This window comes from Niallia circulans NBRC 13626, assembly GCF_001591585.1.
GTDB classification, from domain to species: domain Bacteria; phylum Bacillota; class Bacilli; order Bacillales; family Cytobacillaceae; genus Niallia; species Niallia circulans.
In genome coordinates this window covers 36,757-57,992 of the sequence record NZ_BCVE01000005.1, presented here as the reverse complement: position 1 = coordinate 57,992, position 21,236 = coordinate 36,757, and the positions used below count along the sequence as shown (strand labels likewise).

The 21,236-nt window shown below is 35.8% G+C and carries 20 protein-coding genes; 16 read left to right on the top strand and 4 right to left on the bottom strand.

Annotated elements, in window-relative coordinates; translation table 11 throughout:
- Positions 1–227: 227 nt before the first annotated feature.
- Positions 228–677 carry an AraC family transcriptional regulator gene (locus BCI01S_RS07920; protein WP_061798035.1) on the bottom strand — a complete coding sequence of 150 codons (450 nt, stop codon included), beginning with the start codon at positions 675–677 and terminating at the stop codon, positions 228–230.
- Positions 678–1,116: 439 nt separating this feature from the next.
- Positions 1,117–1,812: a Crp/Fnr family transcriptional regulator gene (locus BCI01S_RS07915; RefSeq protein WP_061798030.1), complete on the bottom strand. Its 696-nt coding sequence runs from the start codon at positions 1,810–1,812 to the stop codon at positions 1,117–1,119.
- A gap of 155 nt (positions 1,813–1,967) precedes the next feature.
- Between BCI01S_RS07915 and ric the strand changes: the two genes are divergently transcribed.
- Positions 1,968–2,657, top strand: coding sequence for an iron-sulfur cluster repair di-iron protein (gene ric / locus BCI01S_RS07910; protein ID WP_061798024.1), 690 nt, complete (start codon positions 1,968–1,970; stop codon positions 2,655–2,657).
- Between the two features lie 101 nt (positions 2,658–2,758).
- Entirely contained in the window at positions 2,759–3,622 is an 864-nt protein-coding gene (locus BCI01S_RS07905) for an NAD(P)-dependent oxidoreductase (protein WP_061798017.1), read from the top strand.
- A gap of 32 nt (positions 3,623–3,654) precedes the next feature.
- Here BCI01S_RS07905 and BCI01S_RS07900 read toward each other — a convergent pair whose 3' ends face one another.
- Complete coding sequence (locus BCI01S_RS07900; RefSeq protein ID WP_061798253.1) at positions 3,655–4,743, bottom strand: iron-containing alcohol dehydrogenase family protein; 1,089 nt, start codon at positions 4,741–4,743, stop codon at positions 3,655–3,657.
- 185 nt (positions 4,744–4,928) lie between these two features.
- Between BCI01S_RS07900 and BCI01S_RS07890 the strand changes: the two genes are divergently transcribed.
- The 13 genes from BCI01S_RS07890 (at position 4,929) to BCI01S_RS07835 (ending at position 18,298) form a co-directional block, all read left to right on the top strand.
- Positions 4,929–5,525, top strand: a complete 597-nt coding sequence (locus BCI01S_RS07890; protein ID WP_061798011.1) for an AAA family ATPase — start codon at positions 4,929–4,931, stop codon at positions 5,523–5,525.
- 27 nt (positions 5,526–5,552) lie between these two features.
- Positions 5,553–6,371, top strand: coding sequence for a MurR/RpiR family transcriptional regulator (locus tag BCI01S_RS07885; protein WP_061798009.1), 819 nt, complete (start codon positions 5,553–5,555; stop codon positions 6,369–6,371).
- Positions 6,372–6,480: 109 nt separating this feature from the next.
- Complete coding sequence (locus BCI01S_RS07880; protein WP_061798006.1) at positions 6,481–7,476, top strand: acrylyl-CoA reductase family protein; 996 nt, start codon at positions 6,481–6,483, stop codon at positions 7,474–7,476.
- A 51-nt stretch (positions 7,477–7,527) separates the two neighbouring features.
- Positions 7,528–7,713, top strand: a complete 186-nt coding sequence (locus tag BCI01S_RS24690; RefSeq protein WP_082810026.1) for a hypothetical protein — start codon at positions 7,528–7,530, stop codon at positions 7,711–7,713.
- A 3-nt stretch (positions 7,714–7,716) separates the two neighbouring features.
- Complete coding sequence (locus BCI01S_RS26330; protein ID WP_082810025.1) at positions 7,717–8,109, top strand: nuclease-related domain-containing protein; 393 nt, start codon at positions 7,717–7,719, stop codon at positions 8,107–8,109.
- Positions 8,110–8,802: 693 nt separating this feature from the next.
- Positions 8,803–11,043: a GAP1-N2 domain-containing protein gene (locus BCI01S_RS07870; RefSeq protein ID WP_061798000.1), complete on the top strand. Its 2,241-nt coding sequence runs from the start codon at positions 8,803–8,805 to the stop codon at positions 11,041–11,043.
- A gap of 127 nt (positions 11,044–11,170) precedes the next feature.
- Positions 11,171–12,604: an NAD-dependent succinate-semialdehyde dehydrogenase gene (locus tag BCI01S_RS07865; RefSeq protein ID WP_082810024.1), complete on the top strand. Its 1,434-nt coding sequence runs from the start codon at positions 11,171–11,173 to the stop codon at positions 12,602–12,604.
- 226 nt (positions 12,605–12,830) lie between these two features.
- Positions 12,831–13,172 (top strand): Na-translocating system protein MpsC family protein, encoded by a 342-nt coding sequence (locus BCI01S_RS07860; protein WP_141232339.1) that lies wholly within the window; start codon positions 12,831–12,833, stop codon positions 13,170–13,172.
- A 118-nt stretch (positions 13,173–13,290) separates the two neighbouring features.
- Entirely contained in the window at positions 13,291–14,061 is a 771-nt protein-coding gene (locus tag BCI01S_RS07855; RefSeq protein ID WP_373694328.1) for an ABC transporter ATP-binding protein, read from the top strand.
- A 71-nt stretch (positions 14,062–14,132) separates the two neighbouring features.
- Positions 14,133–14,948 carry an ABC transporter permease gene (locus BCI01S_RS07850; protein ID WP_061798251.1) on the top strand — a complete coding sequence of 272 codons (816 nt, stop codon included), beginning with the start codon at positions 14,133–14,135 and terminating at the stop codon, positions 14,946–14,948.
- Between the two features lie 42 nt (positions 14,949–14,990).
- Positions 14,991–16,025 carry an ABC transporter substrate-binding protein gene (locus BCI01S_RS07845; RefSeq protein ID WP_061797981.1) on the top strand — a complete coding sequence of 345 codons (1,035 nt, stop codon included), beginning with the start codon at positions 14,991–14,993 and terminating at the stop codon, positions 16,023–16,025.
- A gap of 72 nt (positions 16,026–16,097) precedes the next feature.
- Positions 16,098–16,709 carry a cysteine hydrolase family protein gene (locus BCI01S_RS07840; protein ID WP_061797975.1) on the top strand — a complete coding sequence of 204 codons (612 nt, stop codon included), beginning with the start codon at positions 16,098–16,100 and terminating at the stop codon, positions 16,707–16,709.
- A 119-nt stretch (positions 16,710–16,828) separates the two neighbouring features.
- Positions 16,829–18,298, top strand: a complete 1,470-nt coding sequence (locus BCI01S_RS07835; protein WP_061797971.1) for an MFS transporter — start codon at positions 16,829–16,831, stop codon at positions 18,296–18,298.
- A gap of 388 nt (positions 18,299–18,686) precedes the next feature.
- On the opposite strand, the gene BCI01S_RS07830 is transcribed toward BCI01S_RS07835, so the two are convergent.
- Positions 18,687–20,369, bottom strand: coding sequence for a methyl-accepting chemotaxis protein (locus tag BCI01S_RS07830; protein WP_061797964.1), 1,683 nt, complete (start codon positions 20,367–20,369; stop codon positions 18,687–18,689).
- Between the two features lie 235 nt (positions 20,370–20,604).
- Between BCI01S_RS07830 and BCI01S_RS07825 the strand changes: the two genes are divergently transcribed.
- Entirely contained in the window at positions 20,605–21,111 is a 507-nt protein-coding gene (locus BCI01S_RS07825) for a cupin domain-containing protein (RefSeq protein ID WP_061797958.1), read from the top strand.
- Positions 21,112–21,236: the final 125 nt, after the last annotated feature.

Below are 21,236 nucleotides of genomic sequence, written 5' to 3'. Positions count from 1 at the left end.
GGCAACCATTATAAAGAGAGACAAGTGAAGCATTTAAACGAGCAAGGTCTCTGTGCCCCAAAAGAAGAGAACAGAGAAAAAAGGTAAAGGAGGAGAGCTCTCTGTGCCCCAAAAAGAAAGAGGAATAGAGAAAAAGTAAAAGAGAAGAGTTCTCTGTGACTGAAATTCAAAAGAAAAAGTGCAAAAAGGTAACAGATACCCCTTCTCCTCGCTGTGCCACTGCTCGGTTACTGTATAGGAACTAGTATTTCACACAAATGATTTTCAATCATTTGTGAATTATATCTTTCTATAATTGGTTGTTGTCTTAATGATAGATTATGTCTTTCTATCTCAGAAATAATATTTCCCCAAAATTCACTGACTGCCTCTTTTGTATGGTCGAGCAAGAAAACAGCATATTTTCCACCGGGAAATTCACCAACTTGAGCTGGTTTTGCTACTTTAAAATTATTTTCTATCACAATACAAACATCATAACGGCATTCCTCCTTAGGTGTGATTTCTGGGTTATCTCGAGGTATGCCAAGAATAATAGAATTATCAAATAAGCCATTCGATTTTGCCCACTTTTTAAAGGATTCCATCAATTCTTTATTTTGTTTTTCTCCATACTCCCCAACATTTCGAAAATAAGCAATCCTTGATTTAGGTATTTCTTCAATAGTTATATTCATATTGTAACCTCCTTCTTAGATAAGGTAATTCGAATTAAAATGTTTTTCAAGTGAATTTTAAAAAAATTTTGACTTCATGATGGTTTTCTTCTCTCAAGAAGTAATTCACTAGATCTTTAAACAGATATCTTTGTGGAGAAGATTAATTCAAAAGAAGCAAAAAGAATAGAAATGGGATGATTTTTTGAAGTGCATTTCTGTTAATTAGCAAGAAGAGTTGTTCTATATAAGGAACGAATAGGAAATATTTAATGGGAGGCTGGATAACATTAACCTACGTAACAATTTTAAAATCACTAATGATGGTTTATCAAATTTGGCCATTGCGCGGAAGTTTAGGAGAATAAGAAGTTACTTATGTAAAAGTGTTTCCTGCTTGGAAAAGGAGAAGGAATAGCTGCGATGAATATTTATTTGTTTTCATTATTAAAGGGGGAAGTTATCCCCCTATTGATTGAAGCTTCCCTTTATTATGAATGAGAATTTGTTTGTTACCGATTAAGCTAAGAATTCCCTTGTCGACCAGCTTTGCAAGTTTTCGGCTAATTGTTTCTCTCGTAAGGCCAACATAGCTGGAGACTTCTTCTCTTGTGATAGGGAGGGTAATAAGAACAGTATTTTGATGTTCTGTCCCGAATTTCTCACAGAATTCTAAAAGCATATCGGCAATTCTCACTTCGGGATCTTTCGTTGCTAACGTTCTTGCTAGATCTTCTGTATGAGATAAGCGTTTGGTAATCGTTTTTAACAGTTTGAAAGAGATTTCAGGATTACTTAACATTATTTGATCAAAATCTTGTTTTTTTAATACACATATCTTTGTATCTTCTAAAGCATGGCAGCTTAAGTTCATAACCATGTCATCATGAAAAAGATTGCTCTCTCCAAAGAAATCACCAGTCGTTAATAAATGAACGATTTGTTCTTTTCCCTGAATAGTTAACTTAGATAGCTTGACTTTGCCACTATGAATAATATAAAGAGAGGTGGAAATATCTCCTTCCTCTATAATCATCTCACCTTTTTTAAATAGTTTATGATGAACAACATCTGTTATTTTTTTTATTTCTAAATCTGATAAAGAGTAAAATATAGGAACTCGTTTAGGACATGGGCTAACCATTTGTTGTTTCATTATTAACACCACCAGTCAATTTGTGTATTTTTTCACAATTAAAACGATGATTATCTAATTAAAATTATAACAATCTTTAATCTGTGATTTCAATCCTATTTTACTTTGTCCATATCTTCTATACTTTAGCTATTCTAATAAGGGAGAGTGTTCATATGAATGCCATTTTTACGGAAGAGACGAAAACAGGTGATATCATTATTAAGTTTCCAGCAGCAAGTAAACTATTTAAAGAATATAAAATTGATTTTTGCTGTGGGGGAAATCGGCCAATAGGAGAGGCAATTAAATCTTTACATTTAGAAGATAAGGATTTAGTAAAAGTACTCAATATTATGTATGAACAGATGCAGACAACCGAAGAAATTGACTGGATGAATAGGTCATTAACTGATTTAGTGAAGTATATTATCGATCATTACCATGCAAATACGAGAGATTTATTAGAAGAATTAGATGGATTTGTTAGTAAAGTCTATCGTGTGCATGGGGAGCGCGATTTACATTTGAAAGATATGTATACCCAGTTTTATTTATTAAAGGACGATTTAGAACAACACTTGCTTCGAGAAGAGCAGCGGATTTTTCCAAAAGTGATAGAATATGAGGCGAGTAAGGAAGTAGAAAGTCTTGAAAAGGCTCGTGCTGAAATCACAATATTAGAAAAGGAACATGAAGGTGCAGGGGAAATATTGAAGAAAATTCGCCAAGCTGCGAATGATTATGAACTGCCGCTGCATGCATGTAATACGTACCGATTAGCCTATTTAAAATTAGAAGAATTAGAGAGCTTAACATTTGATCATATACATCTCGAGAATAATGTATTGTTTAGAAGATTATAAACGGCAATTCTTCTTCCAATTCTATACCCTCATTGACGTATTGTAATAAATAATATGGTAAAATGTGTATGACTATAGGATGGGAAGGATGGGATGATTGTATGAAAATAGGTTGGATAGGATTAGGAAATATGGGGATTCCGATGGCTTTGAATTTAATCAAGGCTGGTTATGAATTAACGTTCTATAATCGTACACCTGATAAAGGAAAAGAATTAATTGCTGTTGGTGCCAAACAGGCTGAATCGTTAACAGAACTAGTCGATAACAGTAACCTCATTTTTACAATGGTTTCAGACGACAATGCTGTGAAAAGCATCTATCTTGAAAATGGAATCTTATCACATGCAAAATCAGGAAAAATATTTATTGATATGAGTACCGTTTCCCCACAAACGTCTCAATTCATTTATAATACTGCTTTAGAAAATGGAGTGAAGTTTCTTGATGCCCCAGTTTCAGGAAGTGTTCAACCGGCTAAGGAAGGAAATTTACTTGTGTTAGTTGGCGGCGAAGAAGAAGTTTACGAACAGGTGAAAGCTGTATTGGAGCCGATGAGCAAGCTTTCTATTTATCTTGGTCCATCTGGAGCTGGCAGTAATGCAAAACTTGCCATTAACTTATTATTGGGAATTACAGTACAAGGAATTGCCGAATCCGTTCTTTTTGCAGAAAAACAAGGAATAAAAAAAGAAGACATGTTAACTATTATTAATGAAAGTGCAGTCGGAACAGCAATTTCAAAAATGAAATCATCGTCTATTTTAAAGGATGATTTTCCGGCAGCATTTGCCCTTAAGCATATGGCAAAAGATTTACGACTAGCAAGTGAAACGGCAGAATTAAATGCGATTGGAGCATCAGCCTATAAAACATATCAATCCGCTCTTGAAAATGGATTAGGAGAATTCGATGTAATGGCTGTTTTAAAAGAGTTAAAAGGAGATGGATCAACATCGCTATAAGCGATGTTGAATTCTATCTCCTTTTTCATTTTTTAAACTGGTTTACTAGTTGTAAGACTTTCCAGGACGTTCATTGCCGCAATTACCTCATCTGCTCGATAGGAACCCATTAGCTGAAGCGATTCTTTTGGATTAACAGCATGTTCTGCAACCTTTTGTAGAGCTATTGCCTGATTATCTACAATATGTAAGTCTGCTAAATTGGTTGGAAAATCGAGCTGCTGATAATATGGCAACAATGCTTCGATTTCATCAATGCGGTTTTCTAAGGCAAGCTGGACTAATATGCCATAAGCCACCTTTTGTCCATGAAGGATGGTGTGTGTTTCTTCAACAAAGCTTAATCCGTTATGAATGGCATGAGATCCAGACATTCTCCCATATCTTCCGCCGAATCCTCCTACTGTTCCTGCTAAAGTAATAACGGCTTCTACCGTTTTAGTAAAGCTCGGTGTAACTTTTCCAGCTTCACTGCTTTGAACTGCTTTTATACTATCCTTTAATAAAATATCACGGATGAAAACAGATTGGCTTAATGCAGCTTGGACAAATAAAGAGTGAGCTCTTTCATCATTCGCATTTCGGATAATCGCTTCTGCTTCATACCATTTTGTTAAGGTATCACCAATTCCACTTTTCAAATAATCAATCGGGGCGTGAATTAAAAATGCTGGATCAACAACCGTTAAATAACTAGAGCGTCTATGATATGCTACTCTTTCAAATTCCCCATCTGGTGAATAAATGACACTTAATGGTGTGCTTGCAGCACATGTTCCAGCAACAGTTGGAATTAAAACAACTTCGATATTTAATTTGTCTGCAACTGCCTTGGCAGTATCTAATATAATGCCGCCTCCTATACCAATAATGACATCAGCTGCTCCACATGATGGGGCGAGCTCCTCTATCGCCTGTTGAGAACTATAGCCTGCGTGCTGAATAATTTTCCAGTGTTCAGGAATGGAAGCGACATATTTAGTATAGGCTTCAAATGATTTATTGCCAGTTATGATGGCAGGAGCTTGAAAGGGAGACAATAAACTGTCTAATTCCTTTAGAATTCCTTCTTTACAAATATATTGGTTCGGACCACTTCTAACGATGTCCTCTGGTTGAATTTGCATTGTTTTTCCTCCTTAGAGATAGCCTCTGTAAATAAATTATATTATTCTAAAAATTATACAACTTTCGGAAAGCGAAAAGTAGGTGTTTTTTCAAAAAAATCAAACATTTGGAGTGAGAAAAAAAGAAAGAGTGATAAATTTGCTATAGTAAAAGAAAAATACCTTATGGGGGGAAGCTTATGATTATTTGGATCAACGGAACATTTGGTGCAGGGAAGACAACAACTGCTTATGAGCTTGTGAAAAGATTAGAAAAAGCATTTGTATTTGATCCAGAAAGATTTGGATATGTCTTAATGAAAAATATTCCACCCGCTTTACAAAACGATGATTTTCAAGATTTTCCTCTTTGGAGAGAGACAAACTATTCATTATTAAAACAAATCACTCGCGATTACGATGGAATCATTATAGTACCAATGACCATTACGAATGAAGCATATTTTCATGAAATTATCTCGCGATTAAAGAATGATCAGATTATAGTTAAACATGTTACACTGATGGCGTCAAAAGCTACGATCAAAAAACGATTACGAAGCAGATACGAAGGAGAAGATTCTTGGGCATATAAGCAAGCTGAATCTCGATTAAAGCAGCTAGAACGATCATTATTTAGGGAGCATGTGGATACAAATGGTTTAAGTATCGAGGAAGTCATCGAAAAAGTTGCGCAGGCTATTGGCTTAAATTTAAAAGAAGATAAAAGAAATCCATTTAGAAAAAGAACGGATAGATTATGGAATAAATTAAAGGAAATTAGCTTATTTAAGTAAAGAAATCAATGAATTTTGGTGATGAAATTGAAAGATATTATTTTTCGTTTATTAGACTTTATTAATAACAATAAAACAAAGGATACGAATTACTATATTGCCTTGACACTATTAAAAGATGTGCGTCATATTGCCAATATGAACATTACTGTTTTAGCAGAAGCTTGTTATACATCCCCTGCAGCGATTACAAGATTTTGTAAAAAAATAGGCTATGCTTCCTTTCAGGAATTTAAAGATATTGCCCAAATGGACAAGTTGGAAAATCCAGTGGAGGAATATATTGAAAGTGGCTTACAAGAAAATGAAGTAGGCGAGCAATTGCAAAGAGTGCTTTATCAAAAAATGGCAGGGTGGCTGCATACAATGGAAGCTAGGATAAATGTTGGTGATGTACGAAATATTTTAGAAATTATCTATGAAGCAAAGAAGGTTTCTTTCTTCGGAACACAATTATCTCAAGCGATGGCTCAAGATTTTCAATACCGATTAGTAAAGTCTGGGAAATTTGTTCATGCCTTTTCTGATATCCAAGAGCAAATGAAAGATATAGCAGAATTGGACGAACAATCTGTAGCCATTATCACAAGCCCTTCTGGCAGATTCATAGAAGGAAATACAGAGTTGATCCAACTTATTCGGAAAAGCAACGCCAAAATTATCGTTATTACCCATAATGAAAGCCTTCCTATTGTCAATAAAGCTAATCTTTTCTATAGACTTCATGGACAAACATATGATCGAACAGGCTTCTCCTCAGAACGTTTTGGACTTATGTACTTTTTTGATTTTGCAATAGCATTTTATCAAAAGTTATACCCAGCTGAAAAGAATCACAGAGAGTAATTGCACTTCTGTAAGTGGAAATTCGCATTCATACTATAATAATAGGGTAATTTCTTTGCTTTGACCTGTTATTACTAAATTGATACTATGAGTACGAGGTGACTTAATAATGAAAAATAGTTTTCAAGCAGTTGTAGTTGATAATAAAGATAGTAATTTTTCAGTGGAAACAAAGCATGTTAGCTTAGAGGATTTATCTGCTGGTGAAGTAGTCATAAAAGTTCATTATTCTGGCGTAAACTATAAAGATGGGCTTGCTGGTACTCCAGATGGAAAAATTGTTCGTTCGTATCCCCATATTCCAGGAATTGATATGGCAGGGATAGTTGTGTCTTCAGAAGACAGTCGCTTTAAAGAAGGAGACTCTGTTATTGCTACCAGCTATGAAATAGGTGTATCTCATTCTGGAGGTTATAGTGAATATGCTCGTATTCCTGCAGATTGGATTGTTCCGCTGCCAGAAGGATTAAGCTTGAAAGAAGCGATGATTATTGGAACAGCAGGCTTTACCGCAGCTCTTTCTATACAAAGATTGCAGGATAATGGTCTGAAGCCAGAGAATGGATCTGTATTGGTGACAGGTGCTACTGGTGGAGTTGGCAGCTTCGGTGTAGCGATGCTTTCCCAATTAGGGTTTAACGTTATTGCAAGCTCTGGAAAGAAAGAAGCAGAGGGCTATTTAACAAGCATTGGAGCATCCCGTGTTATCGGAAGAGAAGACGTCTATAATGGCAAAGTAAAGGCACTGGATAAGCAAGAATGGGCAGGAGCAATTGATCCAGTCGGAGGTGAATCGTTGGCTGCAATAATTAGTAAAATAATCTATGGCGGTTCGGTCGCAGTAAGTGGCTTAACAGGTGGTGGAGCAGTGCCGACAAGTGTATTTCCATTCATACTTAGAGGAGTGAATCTACTTGGAATCGACTCTGTCTATTGCCCAATGGGAATTAGACAAAAGCTATGGGAACGTATTGCAACTGATTTGAAACCAAAAAACCTTTCTTCCTTTGTTTATAAAGAGGTATCTTTGCAGCAATTACCTGAAGAGTTACCCAAAATATTAGAAGGCGGCATAACAGGCAGAATGATTGTTGCTGTTGAATAAAAAAAAGAGGCTGTTCTTATAGAATGGCCTTTTTTAATAAAAAAAGAAGGGATGAAACAAATTAGTATGCCCTATAAACCTCGGACAATTTCTCCAGAAATCCTCGTTTTACAATCCTTGAATCAACGGATGGACCTAGATTTAAATGAAAAACAGTACTTAGCTCATCTGAAAAAAGGCTTGGCAGGAGAAAAATTATTTGATTGCTTCACAGAGACTCTTTTAGGAGACAGCTAATTAATCAATGATTTACTACTGCAAATAAATAACACTACTTTTCAAATCGATTCCATTATTATTACCACTGATGAAATTCATCTTTTTGAAATAAAGAATTATGGAGGAGACTATTACTATCAAAATGATCGCATCTATACAATGAATCATAAAGAAATTAGTAACCCACTAAATAAAATAAGGAGGGATGAAACGTTATTTAAACAGTTGCTTCATAAGCATTGTTGGGAGAATAAAACAACTACTTCTTCTGTTGTTTTTAGTAATCCTGAGTTTACCTTAATAACAAGCTCCCCTATCTTTACCATTTATTTTTCCAACGCAGGTCCAGCGATATTTAAAAAGAATGAGTCATCCTTCCGAAAATCTGAACAAGTTTCAGCAACAATTAGCTGAAAAATTAGCAGCGCTGCACATCGACAAATCCCCATTATCAAAATTACCAATCTATAAATATAAAGAATTGCAGAAAGGAATCTTTTGCAAATATGTCATTCATTTAAAGTGGTAGAAATAGGAATGAATGTCGTTTGTGAAGAAAACTGAAAGGAAGAAACAGTCAAAACTGCGGTATTACGCAATGTAGAAGAACTGAAATTACTTTTTCTTAATGAAAAAATAATAACCCTCCTATTATATAATTGGTGTAGAATTATTTATTCCAAAAAAGAATAAGAAGAATATTAGCCAAAACATTATAAGTTAGCAGGAGTCAACCGTTGGAGCTATTTTGAGTAGTTTTTAATCATGTTAATAATATGTAAACTGAAATAAAAGAAAAAAGAGTGAGTAAACACCTTCTTTTAAAAAAATTGCAATAGAAGGGAACAGAGAGGAGCGCTCTGTGCCCAAAAGCAAGAGACAAAAAGGAGGTTTATCTAGAATATTGAATACCACATGGAATTTTCAAAAAAGTAGATAGAATTTCTATATTTATTGGAAAAGTGTAGCGAAGTTAGTTTTTAAAAAAACAGCATGCCTGTATAATACAGATATTAGCTGTTTTTTTTATTGTAATTATAGTGAGAAATATAGAAGCATTAATGTAAACCTTATCTATAAAAACAAGGAAAGAAAGGAGAGAGGACAATGGGAAAAAGCCTGATACAGCAGCAAATAGTAACTAGAGATGGTAAAGGTCTTTTTCTTACAGGTGATGAGTCTGATACTATAGCTGTCTCCCCTAACGTGGAGGAAAGCTTCATCAAGAAATACCTAATTCCAATTAGTACTTATCATATGCCGAGTGAATTAAAGAAAAGCAGTGACAAAGAAATAGAGAATTATCCGCCGCAATTTACTTTAATGCAGCCTGAAACGGGAGAATTGGTGATAGGGAAATCTAGTTTTGCGCCTGCTGAAAGCCCAAAACGAAAGAACCAGCTGTTTGTACATAATTATATTATTCCTCCAAGTAGAAAAGAGGAATGGATCCATAAACCTTCTCAAATTTTTCATATTGAACATTTTTATAGCTTGGAAGATATTGAGAACCTAGGAGAAGAACTAGAAGAAATAGAACATGTCTCATATACGAAAGAGAATATCTTTACCAAAAAGCAAGAGCTGTTTTATGTTTTACAGCTGGATGAAAAGAAGTTTAAAGAGTTATTATTTGCTTGTATTACGGCAGTTGCGGAAAAGAAAAGAGTGTATATTTCGTTTCAGGCCCCCTCTCATCTGCAGCATAAATATGCAATGTGGCTATTGGAACTATTATTTTTATATATGCCCTATGAAACAAGAAGATTATTTGGTGCATCTACTTTTCATAACGAACCAGAAATGTTAGAAAATATCCATGTAATGTTTGTAGAGCAGGGATCCATTCGTCTCCGAAATAGAGCTGTGGAAAACCAATTTACTTTTGACTTAAGTCAGGATAAAAGAAATGTCTTAAGTTTTAAGGAAGAAGAACATGATTACCTTCACTTTGCTTTTGAAGCACTGGAAACTGCCACAGAGCTAGATGAATTTTTTGTTTACTGTGAACGGGCTTTGAAAGGATTGGATAAACAGAAGAAACTTGCTATTCAAACATACAATGACTTATTTCTTCTATTCTATATGGAAAAACTAGATTATTATTTTTATGATAATGATAAAGTAGCGACATTGAAAATGCTGTATACTTTTCTCCAAAAAAATCATCGAGAAAAGCTCGAGCTTGTGCATATTTTCAAACAAGTGCTTTATCGAGAAGAGCGGATGAAGGACGCTTCCATTGTTCCTGATTATCTAAGATTTGTTTTGGAAATCCAAAAGGTTGTTGAACATGTAGATGTTGTAGAATTTATAGTTAAAACAATTGCCTATTATGAAGGGGAAGATATCTGCCAATCACTATGGGAAATTCTCGAAAAATATCCAGAAACGTATCAGCAAGTTCTTTCTTATATGAGTGATATTTTTTCTTACACAGAGATTATTGAAGATTATCTAAAGCATGAATTCAGCTTTCAACATTCTTTAACCAAAGTATTAATTAATATCAAAAATCTATTGCATGTAAATTCTTCCTTTGAGCATAATGCAACATTCTTAAAAACAACCAAAAATAGACTAGTGTATGAAGTGAAAAAAAGCAGCCATCCTATGGCAATTGTCTTTGAAATAATCGTCTATTTTCAAAGATTTATTCCATTTGAATCATATAAGAGGTTGGTGCTCCCGGATGTAAAAGCACAGATTTTAGTACAATTACAGTTAGAAAAAGTAGAGCTTGCCGATGTTAAGCAGTTTGGAGAGATATTTTTACAAGACAAAGAAGAACGTAGTTTTGAGATAAAGGGTTGGGAAAAAGAGAAGTTTGAAGTATTAGAATTACTGTATACCTATTTCTACCTATCTCAGGAACAAACACAAAACGTTTTTCGTATGGCAAGTGAACCAATTAAAGCCAAAGCAACCGATTTGGCCCAAGAGATTACGAAAGACAATGGTCTTTTTAAACCATATGAACGATTTCTCCTTCTGTTTCCAGGAGGAATGGAGGGGGTCGAACATCGTCAAGTCTTTTCGTATATAGCGATATATGGTTCCGAAGATGAAATGCTTGATTATATTGAATGGTCCTTGAAAAAATTTGGGACGAGTCCAAGGTTCAACTATGCCTTAAAAGATTACTTAATTACGGATCGTAATTCTATTTGGAAGAAGAAAGAACGGAAAAGAGAATTAGCTAGTATACGATCTCAATCTTTGAAAAAACTTCTAAAGGAAGTTCGTGAACAAACGGCGAATCCAGGTGTAAAGTTTTTTCGCAAATATGGAATTCTTATAATCGTTTTAATCATTCTTGGAGTTATAGGATATTTTTATGTGAATTAAGAGAAACGGAGCGTCTTTATTTAATAAGATGCTCCGTTTTTTATAGGAGTAAGCAAGTCGGATTATGTGGAATTATCGAAAATGTTTGTTATGATAGGGGAAAAACACTTATGAAAGGAGTATGAAAATGCAATATATTAATGGGGTATGGCGTCATTCCGTTTCACGAAAAACTTATTCTGTCTATAACCCGGCAACTGGAGAGGTCATTGAAGAAGTGGCAAGAGGAGGAAAGGAAGACGGGCATTTAGCAATTGATGCAGCTCAAAATGCGCTGCCTTTATGGGCGAAAAAAACTGCAAAAGAACGTTCTATGTATTTAAAAACAGTAGCTGATAAGCTGCGCGAACAAATAGAAGATCTCGCAGCAATTATTACAACTGAAATGGGAAAGCCAGTTGCAGAGGCTAAGGGGGAAGTGAATTTAGCAGCAGATTATTTGGAATGGTATGCGGAAGAAGGAAAACGTATCTATGGTGATACCATTCCTGCAAGTTCAGAAACAAAGCGAATCATTGTGCTAAGACAGCCAGTAGGAGTAGTCGGAGCAATTACTCCATGGAATTTTCCAATCGCCATGCTTGCTAGAAAAATTGCTCCAGCGCTTGCTGCTGGATGTACAGTTGTCTTAAAGCCAGCGGAAGCCACTCCTTTAACAGCAATAGAAGTAATGAAGATTTTTCATGAAGTAGGACTGCCAAAAGGTGTGTTAAATTTAGTTCATGGTGATGCGGCTCCAATCGGAGATGCGATGATGGAAAGACAAGAAGTAAGAAAAATCACTTTTACAGGTTCAACAAAAGTAGGGAAAGAGCTTGCAGCAAAAGCATCTGCTACCATGAAGAAGATCTCGATGGAACTTGGGGGCCATGCTCCTTTTATCATTTTTGAGGATGCAGACTTAGAAAGAGCAGCTGAAGGCGTTATTGCAAGTAAGTTTCGCAATGCAGGACAGACATGTATATGCACGAATCGGATTTATGTTCAGAAAACAATTGCAGAACGCTTTTCCGATATTTTAGTAACAAAAATGAAAAATTTGGTTGTTGGAAATGGCTTGTATCCTGAAGTAACCATTGGGCCACTTATAAACGAAGCAGCTGTTGCCAAAACGGAAGAGCATATTCAAGATGCTATCCAAAAAGGCGCTAAAGTCATCTATGGAGGAAAAAAACCAGCTGGCGAAGAATATGACAATGGCCATTTCTATGAACCAACAGTTTTATTACATGCTACTCATGAGATGAAAATTGCGACGGAAGAAACATTTGGACCAGTAGCGCCAATTTTTGAATTTGAAACAGAGAAAGAAGCCTTACATTTTGCTAATGATACTTCCTATGGATTAGCAGCATATTTTTATACAAAAGACATCTCTCGTGTATTTAGAATGTCAGAAGGCCTTGAATATGGCATAATTGGGATCAATGATCCGGTACCAACCACTGAACAAGCACCATTTGGCGGAGTAAAAGAATCAGGAGTCGGTCGCGAAGGTGGAAAGTATGGATTAGAAGATTATTTAGAGTATAAATTTCTTTCATTGGAATTAGATATCTAAACTTTTTCTAAAAAATAGAGTTAGAATTTCTGACAAAATAGAAGAAAGTCGTACAAAGATATGATATGATCCAATAAACAGAATATTCTATATTTTATATAGGTAGATTTGTTTTGCTTGTATGCTGCGAGCTTTTGATAGGTTATAGAATGGCTTATTCGTTCTGCTATCTTTAGTGGGGGTGATAATTATATTAGTTGATCAGCTACCAAGAACTCTCGGAGAATTGAAGCAAAGTATCATGAAGGAAAACAATCTTGTCAATCAATTGATTTTTAAGGTTGGGCTAACTGAACAGCAGATTAGTTTAATCGATAATAAAATTATCATTATTGCTAAGCATAAGCGTATTCCTGTACTGGAAATTATAGAAAGTTCAAGTGATAACCTTGCGGAGATTATTGATCGTCTATTAATTGATAAATACAAGGAAATGCTTTTACGCAATTTAGAAGAAAAACTGCATTTCAAGGTGCAGCTAATATTAAAGGATTATGATTCCATGAGAGAGATTAGTGGAACAATTATTATGTTAGACAAGAAAATTGAATCCTATTTGGCTGGTTAAATGAACTCTTTGGAAGAGAGCAGGAAAACCGTCAGAATTAGACTGAGATACAACACTCAGGAAATTCTGGCGGTTTTTTTTATTAAAAGTAATATTTTATGAAATGAGGGATTTTAGGGTGTATAAACTAGAAGTTCGCCATACGAATAAGATCTTTAAAAAAGAAGGAAAAGAAGTAGTAGCATTGAGGGATGCCAATTTAAAAATCCAAGAAGGCAAGTTTATCAGCTTAATTGGACCGAGTGGTTGTGGTAAATCAACGTTATTTAATATAATCGCAGGTCTAATGAAGCCTACTACTGGGGAGGTAATCCTCGATGGTAAGAACATTGTTGGCAAGAATGGATATGTGGGCTATATGCTTCAAAAAGATTTGCTTCTACCTTGGAGAAGTATTTTGCAAAATGTCATATTAGGACTAGAAATAAAGGGTGTGAGTAAGAAAGAAGCTGTGGCAAGAGCTAAACCACTTCTTCAAAAATACGGATTAGGGGGATTTGAACATCATTATCCAGATGAATTATCTGGTGGAATGAGACAAAGAGCAGCATTATTACGCACCTTGTTATATGACCAAGATATTATTTTACTCGATGAGCCATTTGGTGCTTTAGATGCCCAGACACGATTGTTGATGCAAACTTGGCTGTTAGATATTTGGGCTGATTTTAAGAAAACCATTTTGTTTGTAACCCATGATATTGATGAAGCTATCTATTTATCAGATGAAATTTATGTCTTATCCCCAAGACCAGGCCGATTAAAGGAAAAGGTAGACGTACCATTAGCAAGACCACGCAATCAAGAAACATTATTGCATCCGGATTTCATTGCTTTGAAAAAATACTTATTTGCACTATTAAAGGAAGAAGCAGCTTTAGAAAAATAAGATTCTAGAAAAGAGGAGGAACATAGATGAGAGACAATTCAGAGCAAATTATTTTGCCGCATAAGGTGAAAATGCAAGAGGTAGGTATATTGCCGATTATAGAGGATGAGGAATTAAAGGAAAGAAGGAAGAAGCGAATAACGCTAATTGGGCAAGTTTTAATTGGTATTCTTTTCTTTGTTTTATGGGAACTACTTACAAAGTGGAAAATAATCGATTCTTATTATTGGAGCAGCCCGACGATTATTTGGGAAACGGGTATTATTGCTTTTACAGAAGGAACTTTATGGAGCGATCTTCTATACACTTCAGGTGCTACTATAATCGGCTTTCTTTTTGGCACATTTTTTGGTGCATTGCTTGGATTGTCCTTTTGGTGGTCCTATTTTTACTCCCGAATCACAGAACCATATTTAATTGCTTTTAACGCCATTCCTAAACTTGCATTAGCTCCGGTTTTAGTTATTCTTTTTGGGATTGGCTTCAGCTCAAAAGTTGTTCTGGCATTTATGATGACTGTGATTGTAACAGCTATTGCTGCACATAGTGGGGTGAAAAGTGTGGATGCTGATTTAGAAAAAATGCTTTTCTCTCTTGGCGCAAAAAAACATCATATTTTTGCAAAAGTCGTTATTCCCTTTGCTATGCCGTGGATTGTCAGCAGTTTGAAAATTAATATTGCCTTAGCCTTAGCGGGAACAATCGTAGGGGAATTTATTAGTTCGCGACAAGGGATTGGCAGAATGATTTTGTACGCAGGACAAATTATGAATATAAATTTAGTATGGGTAGGAGTTGTTGTTTTATCCATATTATCAGTGTTGATGTATATAGGGACTGTTTGGCTGGAAAAGCGCTTGTTAAAAGGAAAAAGACTGAGAGAGTAGAGTCTTAGCCAGTTTAGATAATGCAATAGGGGGAGAGTTTACATGAAAAAAAGTCGCTATTTTAAAATTGGTGTTTATTTAGTACTTCTTTTATTTATTTTTAGCGGATGTTCCTCCGCAAACGGCACCAGTAGTAAAAAAGAGTCTGAGAATGGAACAAAGAAGCTTGTTATTGCCGAACCAGTACATTTAATTGGCTATCTGCCTTTATATGCAGCGATTCGGGAAGGCTTTTTTGAAGAAGAGGGACTAGAGGTTGAAATAATTACAGCAACAGGCGGTGCCCATGTTACTTCTGTAGTTAGTGGGGATGCATGGGGAAATATTGGTGGTCCAGAATCGAATCAAATGGCCAACACAGGAAATGCTGATCCTATTGTTTCTGTAGTAAATGTTGTAAACCGAGCCAATGTGTACTTAATGACGGATACAGAGCAAACAATAGCCAATACTAGTAAGGAGAAACTTGCTGATTATTTAAAAGGAAAAACCATAGCAGCAGGGCGCTTTGGCGGAAGTCCCAATTTATTAACACGGTGGTTATTAATGGATGTCGGTTTAGATCCTGATAAAGATGTCAAACTAGAAGAACCAGCTGATGCAAGTGCTGTCGTTTCATTAGTTGAATCGGGTCAAGCTGATATAGCGAACGGCGCAGAACCACAGATTACCGAAGGAATAAATAAAGGAGTTTGGACAGAACCGTTTTACAGCTTTGCCAGTCTTGGTGACTATCCATATTCGGTATTAAGCGTGAAAAAGTCAACAATAGAAGAAGAGCCAGAGACAGTAAAAAGCTTTGTCAGTGCGGTTATGAAAGGACTTAAGACGATTGATGAGGATCATGAGCTGGCGATGAAAATTTTAAAACAAGAATTCCCTTCGACTGCGGAGGAAAGCTTGCAGGCTTCGCTTGATCGGGCTTATGCAGATAGTCTTTGGAGTAAGGATGGCTTTATTTCCGAAGAGGCACTTGCAAAACCAATGGAAGTTGTCGAAAAAACTGGAGTTTATACAAATGGCTATCAATACGATAAGCTAATTGACATGCAATTTGTGGATGAGCTTTCTAAATAATATGGATCATTTTGATGGGAATGCAAAGGATACAGGAAGAAGGTATAAATTTAACACGAAAGGATGAGGCTAATGAATCAATTAGAATGGAATCCCCAACATACTGCATTATTAATTGTTGATGTTCAAAATGATTATTGTCATAAAGAAGGAAGCTTAGCTCAGCAGGATTTAGATGTATCTATGGTAGATGAAATGATGCCAAATCTAAAAAGCATGATTGCTTCGATGAAAGACATAAATGTACCGATTATTTATATTCAAACGATTCATGAGGACAGCACAGATTCAGAAACGTGGGTTAAGCGACTAAAGGGAAAAAATCAGAAGGGGCTTTGCCGAAAGAATACATGGGGAGCAGAATTTTATCAATTGGAACCAGAGAAGAATGATGTTATCGTAATAAAACATAGATATAGTGCATTTATTAATACAAGATTGGATTCTGTTCTAAGAGCATTAAAAATTGAGACGCTGTTAATGGCTGGTGTTAGCACAAATATATGTGTGGAATCAACAGCAAGAGATGGTTTTATGCTGGATTACGATGTTATTTTCTTATCAGATTGTACGGCAGCCTTCTCGAAAGAGGCACATGAGATGACCTTGCAAACCATCAACCAGTTCTTTGGTACAGTTGCCACCAGTAAAGAAGTAGTTAAATCTATTCATGCTCTGCAGTAAGATACGAATTAGTTTGATGGGAGGAAAGTGTGAGAAGCTTCTGATACTCTCATCCTCCTCTTTAGATTTCGCCGTAGTAGAGAGAATGCGTATGTTCATCACCATAAAGGATGATTTAAATGACAAAAAACAAGCTAAGTTATTTAGAAGTAAGAAAAGGCGCATCAACCTCAAGTCAAAAATTCCAGTCCATACTTTTTTTGCTATCTGTTTGTACAGGGGCTTTTTTGTCCCACTTTTCTGCTGGATTTGTCAATATTGCCTTAACCGATATATCCATTGACTTTTCGGCAAAGCTTTCCGTTACCCAATGGATTGTCAATGGGTATCTATTGGCAATTATGTTGTTTTTACCTTTGATGGGGAAACTAGCAGATCAGTTTGGAAAGAAGCGTATACATAATCTTGGCTATCTTATTTTTGCAGTGGGAGCATGCGGATCCGCCCTGTCTTTCAATATTCCTATGTTAATTATTGCTAGAGTAATCCAAGGCGGTGGGGCAGCAATGCTTCAAGCAGTCAATATGGCAATTGTGACAGATGTTTATCCTGAGAAACATCGAGGCAAAGCTCTTGGGATTATCAGCACATCTGTGGGAATCGGAGCATTATTAGGTCCCTCTGTTGGTGGATTTTTTATCGAATCCTTTTCTTGGCATATCTTATTTTGGACCGTTGTTCCAATAAGTTTGGGAGCCTATTTTTTAGCACAAAGATTTGTGCCAATTGACCGCCATTTTGAAAATTCTAGCTTTGATTACAAAGGCAGCATCTATTTTGGAATCGGTATTGTTTCCTTTGTTTTTGTTCTTAACTCAATTGGAGAGGGAGCATTTAAGATCTATTTATTAGGGATTGCGTGTATGAGTGTTGCCTGCTTTCTTTTCTTTTTCTTTCATAGTAAGAAGGAGGAGCATCCGTTTATCCAGCCATCGATTTTCACTTCACCGATTGTTAAAGCAGGTGGATTAATCTTAATGACAAGCTATTGTGCTGCATTTGCTTCAACGGTTATATTACCTTTTTATTTACGGGGAGTTGTAGGCTTTTCTGCCGAGCAGTCAGGACTTTTATTAATGTGTTATCCATTGTTTCTTGCAGTACTAGGACCTATTAGTGGATCGTTAGCAGACAGATTTGGGGGAGAGAAAGTAGTCTTAGTTGGCTTAGGGCTTTTATGTATAACGATGCTTGGGCTGAGTTTCCTATCTCCTGGGACATCCTTACCTATATTAATTGCATTGCTTTGTTTATTGGGTTTTTCGATGGGGATTTTAACATCACCCAATTACAGCATTATGATGCTATATGTTCCCTTACAATTCTTAGGAATGATGAGCAGTACTATTGCCTTACTGCGAAATATTGGAATGGTAATCGGGACAGCGCTAGCTATTACTTTTATGAATATGTGGTTAGATGGAACGATTACGGAATGGATGAATGATACAAGACGTTCAGAATTTGAGGCAATAATGTTAGGCTTTCATTATTTATTTCTGCTTTTATTCGCTCTTTTAGTATTGATTGCTATTTATTTCGTTTATTCTGTTCGAAGAAAGAAGAAGGAGGAGTGGGAGGAAGGATGAAAAATTAATATTTATAGGGAATACTTGGTGAAGTGAATGATGATTTTGGCTGAAAGTATCGAGAATTAGCCATAGTGCACTGGGAAATCAGAAAAAACAGGAGGAAATCAGCCAACCGAGGCAAGAAATCAGCCAAAGTAGAAAAATATCAGCCAACCGGGGCAGAAAATCAGCCAAAGTAAAGAGATATCAGCCAACCGGGCTAGGAAATCAGCCAAAGTAAAGAAAAATCAGCCAACCGGGCTAGGAAATCAGCCAAAGTAGAAAAAAATCAGCCAACCGCGCTAAGAAATCAGCCAAACAACAAATCATTATTCATTCCCCTTAAAAAAACACCCGAAAAGTAATTGTCACGCTAACTTTTCGGGTCCTCTTACTTCACAAAAATTTAGTTTTCACTATTAAACTGAGACACAATTTCCATTAATTCGTCTGCCATGCTGGATAAGGATTCAGCAGAAGCCTTAATTTCTTCCATCGATGCTAATTGTTCTTCTGTAGAAGCGGCAACTTCTTCTGTACTATTCCCATTTTCTTTAGCAAGAAGGGTAATTTCATTTGCAGCCCCAACCACATCTTTAATCTGTGTTGTGATGGCAGCAACTGTTTGGGCAACCTCATCTATTTCTGGAGCAACCTTTTGAGTATTGGACACAATGGTGGAGAAGGATTCAACTGTATTTGTTGAAATAGTTACCCCGTTCTTCGCTCGATCCATTGTCTCATTTAACATGGTGACTGCATCAGATGTATCCTGCTGAATTCCATGTAAAGATTGGGCAATATCTTGTGCGGAAGTTTGAGACTGCTCCGCTAATTTACGAACTTCATCGGCTACAACGGCAAAGCCTTTGCCGTTTTCTCCTGCTCTAGCCGCCTCAATAGCCGCATTTAAAGCTAATAAATTTGTTTGCTCGGCAATATTACTTATTAACTCAATCATTTTTCCTATTTCCTTTGATCGGTCAGCTAAAGAAGAGATAATCGAATTGGAACGTTGTACAGAATCATAAATGAATTTCATTTGTGTTAAATTATCTTCGATTTGTTTTGTTCCCTTTTCTGCATAGGTAAATGCAGCTTGCGATAAGGAAGACACATGCAAAGAACGATCTTTAATCGCTTCTACTCCGGTTAAAATGGAATCTAAGGCAAGTGTATTGCCAGATATTTTAACAATTGCATGTTCATTACTAGCAGCAATTGCCTGAATGGAGGAAGCAATTGCTGCAGATGCATTGCTTGATTGTTCTGCACTTGCATTTAATTGCTCTGCAGATGCCGCTACCAGATTTGAGCTTTCTGCCATGTTAACAATCATTTTTGCTAAATTCTCTTTCATTTGTTCAAAAGCTTCATTTAGTTGATAAATTTCATCTTTTGATTTTATAGGAAATTTAGCTGTGTGTAAGTTCCCTTTTGCTACTTTTTGCATATTTGTTTTTAAATACTGAATTGGTTTCATAATAAGAACTGATTGTAGGAACCCCATAACGACAGATATCATCGTGACTAACACACTAAAAATAATTACCAGCATCATTCTTTGTTCAGAATCTGTATGAGCTTTTTCAACTTCTGGATTCAAAATATCATGGCTCAGCCAAATATTAAAAGCTTCCGTTTGATCAGATAAGCTGTCAGACAATGTCGTAATCTCATCTAAAGCAGATCGAGAAGGATTATTACTATTCATCAATGCATTCGCCTTATGAGTAAGTTCTTTGTTTAAAGTCTGTATATCCTTTAATCGCTTTACTGTTTCTGCCTCAGTAGAGATTTCTATCCCACTGTTAACAAGCGTATCAATATTGGTGCTTGCGCCATTTACTCTATTTTTATAGGCATCGGTTTTATAAACAAAATAACCCCTTAAGTTTGAAATTTCTCTAGCTGTATTTGTCTGTATTTGTTCAGAAATAGAGCGTAATTCTGTGACGGTTTCAATTACATAATCATAAGTTTCTACTGTTTCTTTTGTACTTTTATAAGAATAATAGGACAGAAGCATAAATAAAATAGAAACAATCAGAAAACTTGCTAATAATTTATACTTAATGGAAATTTTCATACTGTTCGCCTTCCTTTTTAAATGTTAATAATTCTTATTTAGCAAAATTAAAAGATACCTTGAATATTATCGACGGAAACTTTCTTATTTTTAGTAAAAATGCAAAAGTCAGAATTGGAAGAAAAGAAGTAATTATTTGAATGGATGTTTTTAAGAATTCAATAAATAATCGTAGGAATGATTTAGGAAGAAGAGGGGTATACAGTAATATCAACTGACAGAGAGGTGTGTATCCATGGGTAATCCAGATATTACAATGTATTATTTCGAACAGAATAGATATATACCCAATCATCCGTATCTACCGGCTCTTCATTATAAAAGGGCAATGGAGAATAAGGAAGACGAAATGGAAAAGGTCTTTCAGCAAAATAATTGGAAAAATACCTGGTCAGGAGGAGTATTTTCCTATCATCATTATCACAGCAACACCCATGAAGTTCTGGGTGTAAAAACAGGCTCCGCTTTATTACAAATAGGTGGAGAAGGTGGATCCAAGCTTATTGTAAAGAGTGGTGATGTCTTATTGCTTCCTGCGGGAACTGGTCATAAGAAATTATCTGCCTCTCCAGAATTTGAAGTGATCGGTGCATACCCAAATGGAGAAGATTATAATATAAAAACAGATGTAGAGAAAGACTTAGACGGTGTACAGGAAGAGGTCGAAAGTGCATTTTTTCCAGCTGCGGATCCAGTCTATGGAGAAGACGGTCCACTGTCAAAGATGTGGAGACAAAAATGATTTAGGTGGAAATTGATCTGGGAACTTTATTGACATAGGAATTAAGACCTGATTGGTGAGGAGGGTTCCACAAGAAGGGGTTTGAAAAAATCTTTACTTATATACATATTTTAGGTAATGTTAAG

Coding starts and splice junctions, on each gene's coding strand:
- BCI01S_RS07880 (WP_061798006.1), top strand. CDS start 6,481: ATGAAAAATAGTTTTCAAGCAGTTGTAGTTGATAATAAAGATAGTAAT.
- BCI01S_RS07830 (WP_061797964.1), bottom strand. CDS start 20,369: ATGAAAATTTCCATTAAGTATAAATTATTAGCAAGTTTTCTGATTGTT.
- BCI01S_RS07865 (WP_082810024.1), top strand. CDS start 11,171: ATGCAATATATTAATGGGGTATGGCGTCATTCCGTTTCACGAAAAACT.
- BCI01S_RS07870 (WP_061798000.1), top strand. CDS start 8,803: ATGGGAAAAAGCCTGATACAGCAGCAAATAGTAACTAGAGATGGTAAA.
- BCI01S_RS07905 (WP_061798017.1), top strand. CDS start 2,759: ATGAAAATAGGTTGGATAGGATTAGGAAATATGGGGATTCCGATGGCT.
- BCI01S_RS07840 (WP_061797975.1), top strand. CDS start 16,098: ATGAATCAATTAGAATGGAATCCCCAACATACTGCATTATTAATTGTT.
- BCI01S_RS07920 (WP_061798035.1), bottom strand. CDS start 677: ATGAATATAACTATTGAAGAAATACCTAAATCAAGGATTGCTTATTTT.
- BCI01S_RS07825 (WP_061797958.1), top strand. CDS start 20,605: ATGGGTAATCCAGATATTACAATGTATTATTTCGAACAGAATAGATAT.
- BCI01S_RS07915 (WP_061798030.1), bottom strand. CDS start 1,812: ATGAAACAACAAATGGTTAGCCCATGTCCTAAACGAGTTCCTATATTT.
- BCI01S_RS07850 (WP_061798251.1), top strand. CDS start 14,133: ATGCAAGAGGTAGGTATATTGCCGATTATAGAGGATGAGGAATTAAAG.
- ric (WP_061798024.1), top strand. CDS start 1,968: ATGAATGCCATTTTTACGGAAGAGACGAAAACAGGTGATATCATTATT.
- BCI01S_RS07845 (WP_061797981.1), top strand. CDS start 14,991: ATGAAAAAAAGTCGCTATTTTAAAATTGGTGTTTATTTAGTACTTCTT.
- BCI01S_RS07890 (WP_061798011.1), top strand. CDS start 4,929: ATGATTATTTGGATCAACGGAACATTTGGTGCAGGGAAGACAACAACT.
- BCI01S_RS07835 (WP_061797971.1), top strand. CDS start 16,829: ATGACAAAAAACAAGCTAAGTTATTTAGAAGTAAGAAAAGGCGCATCA.
- BCI01S_RS24690 (WP_082810026.1), top strand. CDS start 7,528: ATGAAACAAATTAGTATGCCCTATAAACCTCGGACAATTTCTCCAGAA.